Here is a 2,815-nt window from a genome sequence, read left to right as displayed (position 1 = left end):
CGTCTGCTGGTGGCAGAGGACGACCGCGACCTCGCCGAGGTGCTCGGCGTGTTCCTCGAGCGCAACAACTTCGCCGTGGAGGTGGTGGGCGACGGCCGCACGGCCCTCGACCACGGGCTCTCCGGCGCCTACGACGGCATCGTGCTCGACGTCATGATGCCGGCCATGGACGGCACCGAGGTGCTGCGGCGCCTCCGCGACGCCGGTGTGGACACACCGGTAATGATGCTTACGGCCAAGGGCGCCACACGCGACCGCATCGAAGGCTTTGACGCCGGTGCCGACGACTACCTGCCCAAGCCGTTCTCGCCCGACGAGCTCCTCTCCCGCGTGCGCGCCATGCTGCGACGCCGCGGTCCCTGGCAGCCGCGCACCGCGTCCTTCGGCGATCTCGTGCTGGACCTCGACGGCTCCGTGCTGTCGTGCGGCGTCCGCTCCGTGCAGCTGTCGCGCCGGGAGTTCCAGGTGATGGAGCTGCTCATGGCGGCGCCGGGGGCGGTGACGCCCGCCGAGGGGATCCTCGAGCGCGTGTGGGGCTGGGACGCCGAGGCGGAGGTCAACGTCGTCTGGGTGCACGTCTCCAACGTGCGCAAGAAGCTGGCGTCCCTGGGCTCGTCGGTGTCCATCGTGGCCATCCGCGGCCTCGGCTACACCCTCCGGGAGGCCGCCGGTGATTGAGCGGCTGCGTCGGCGTTTCGTGGCGGTGGCCATGGCCGCCGCCACCGTGGTCATCGTGCTCGTGGGCCTGGCCATCAACGGCGCCGGCCTCTACGGCGTGTGCGACCGCGCCGACCACGTGCTCTCCGTCATCGCTGCCAACGGGGGCACCATCCCGCGCGGGACGGCGGGGCTCGACCCCGAGACGCCCTTCTCCGCCAGGTACTTCGTGGTGGATGTGGGCCCCGACGGAACCGCCGTGGCCACGGACCTCTCCCACGTCGCGACCGTCACCGCCGCGGACGTCGTCGCCTTCGCCCGCCGGGCCTCGGCGGCGTCGCCGGGCTTCAGCTGGTACGACGGCTACCGCTGCCTCGTGACCGAGGACGGCCAGCGCCGCACCGCCGTCTTCCTCGACTGCCGGGGCGGCCTGGCGTCGCTCGAGACCACGGCGCTCGCCACGGTGGCCGTGGGCGCGGCGGCCGACCTCCTCGTCTACCTGTTCGTGCGGCTCTTCTCGGCCCGGGCCATCGACCCCCTCGTGCAGGCGGCCCAGCGGCAGCAGCGTTTCGTCACCGACGCCTCCCATGAACTCAAGACGCCCGTCACCGTCATCGTGACGAGCCTCCGCGTGCTGGAGATGGAGGTGGGGGAGAACCGCTGGATCGAGAAGGCCTCGCGGCAGGCGCACTCGCTGGCGCGCCTCGTGGACGACCTCGTGGTCCTCTCGCGCTTGGAGGACGAGGGCGCCGCCGTCCGGGAGCGCGTGGACCTCTCGTCCCTCGTGGCGGGGGTGGCCGACGACCTGGCGGACTTCGCCTCGGTGGAGGGCCACGGGCTCCGCGCCGAGGTGGAGCCGGGCGTGTCCGTGGAGGCCGACCCCCGCGCCGTGGGGACCCTGCTCTCCGTGCTGCTCGACAACGCCGTTAAGTACGCGCTGCCCGGCGGCGAGGTGACCCTCTCCCTGGCCCGGGTGCGCCGCGGCGCCGAGCTCCGGGTGTCCAACCCTGCCGAGCCGCTGGACCCGGAGGCGCTGGGGCGCGTGTTCGACCGCTTCTACCGGCCCGACGAGGCGCGGTCCCGGGAGACCGGCGGCTTTGGCATAGGCCTCGCCCAGGCGGCCGGTATCGTGGGGGCCCACGGCGGCACCGTCCGGGCCACCCAGGGCCCGGGGGCCGACGGCGCCAACGCCTTCACCGTGACGGTGTGGCTGCCGGCCAAGGGGGCGCGGGCTTAGAAGGCCAGGGGGTGCGCCGTGGGCACGCGCCGCTCGTAGGTGACGAACTCCGTGAAGCCCAGGTCGCGGAGCATCCGCTGGCCCACCCGCAGGTAGGAGCCCAGGTGCGAGGGCCGGTGGGAGTCGGAGCCCAGGGTCAAGAGCGTGCCGCCGAGGTCGCGGTAGAGCCTGAAANCATCTGAGGACGGCATGGTGTCGTCGAGGCCGTAGCGCCAGGACGACGTGTTGAGCTCGATGGTCTTCCCGTGGGCGATGACGTGCTCGAGCACGGCGGCCACCTGGTCTCGGACCCGCTCGAAGGGCACGGGCCCAAAGGGGTCANAGCGGCGCATGAGGTCCAAGTGGGCGACGGAGTCATAGCCGTCGAAGGCGTCCATGACGGCCAGCATCTCGTCGTAGTAGTCGCGGTGGACGGCGTCTTGGTCGCGTCCCTTTTGGTAGTCGCCGTTCCAGAACTCTCTGTCTTCCACCTGATGGATGGACAGCAGGCAAAAGTCCAAGCGGTCGCCCCAGTGGTCCAGTACGGCCTCGTACCGGGCCACCGTGTGGCGCTGCACGCCCAGCTCCAGCCCGGCCCGTATCGTCAGCCGCCCGTCAAAGAGCGCTCGTACGCGTTCTACCTCTGGAAAGTAGCGGGCGTAGTCCACGTTAGTGACGGGCTTGCCGTTGTCGGGGTCGAATCGGTCGCAGGGCTCGCCGGCATCGGGCTTCACGCCGTAGTCCACATGGTCGCAAAAGCACAGGGCGTCCAGGTTCAGGCGGAAGGCGTCCTCGGCCACCTGCTCCATCGGGTAGACGGAGTCGTCGGAGAACTCGGTGTAGACGTGGAAGTCGGCGAGCATGGCGGTCTCCCTTGCGGCTCTACGGGGCGGCGGTGGTGTGACGGGTCCGGGCGTCCCCGACCAGTCTAGGGTTTCAGGG

The 2,815-nt window shown here is 71.2% G+C and carries 3 protein-coding genes; 2 read left to right on the top strand and 1 reads right to left on the bottom strand.

Going from position 1 to position 2,815, the window contains the following annotated elements:
* Window positions 1–678 (top strand): response regulator transcription factor (locus JX283_RS08115; protein WP_204830123.1); only part of this gene is annotated, 678 nt, incomplete at its 5' end.
* Window positions 671–1,894 (top strand): cell wall metabolism sensor histidine kinase WalK, encoded by a 1,224-nt coding sequence (locus JX283_RS08110; protein ID WP_204408095.1) that lies wholly within the window; start codon window positions 671–673, stop codon window positions 1,892–1,894. The genes JX283_RS08115 and JX283_RS08110, both read left to right, overlap by 8 nt.
* On the opposite strand, the gene JX283_RS08105 is transcribed toward JX283_RS08110, so the two are convergent.
* The gene (locus JX283_RS08105) at window positions 1,891–2,736 is read right to left on the bottom strand and encodes a histidinol-phosphatase HisJ family protein (RefSeq protein ID WP_204830122.1); all 846 of its coding nucleotides are present in this window, start codon (window positions 2,734–2,736) and stop codon (window positions 1,891–1,893) included. The two genes, JX283_RS08110 and JX283_RS08105, sit on opposite strands and share 4 nt — an antisense overlap.
* Between the last annotated feature and the right edge of the window lie 79 nt (window positions 2,737–2,815).

Origin of the sequence: Olsenella sp. CU969, assembly GCF_905219715.1 — a bacterium.
Classification (GTDB): Bacteria; Actinomycetota; Coriobacteriia; order Coriobacteriales; family Atopobiaceae; genus Granulimonas; species Granulimonas faecalis.
The sequence above is the reverse complement of the archived record's forward strand: the minus strand, read 5'-3'. Positions and strand labels throughout refer to the sequence as shown.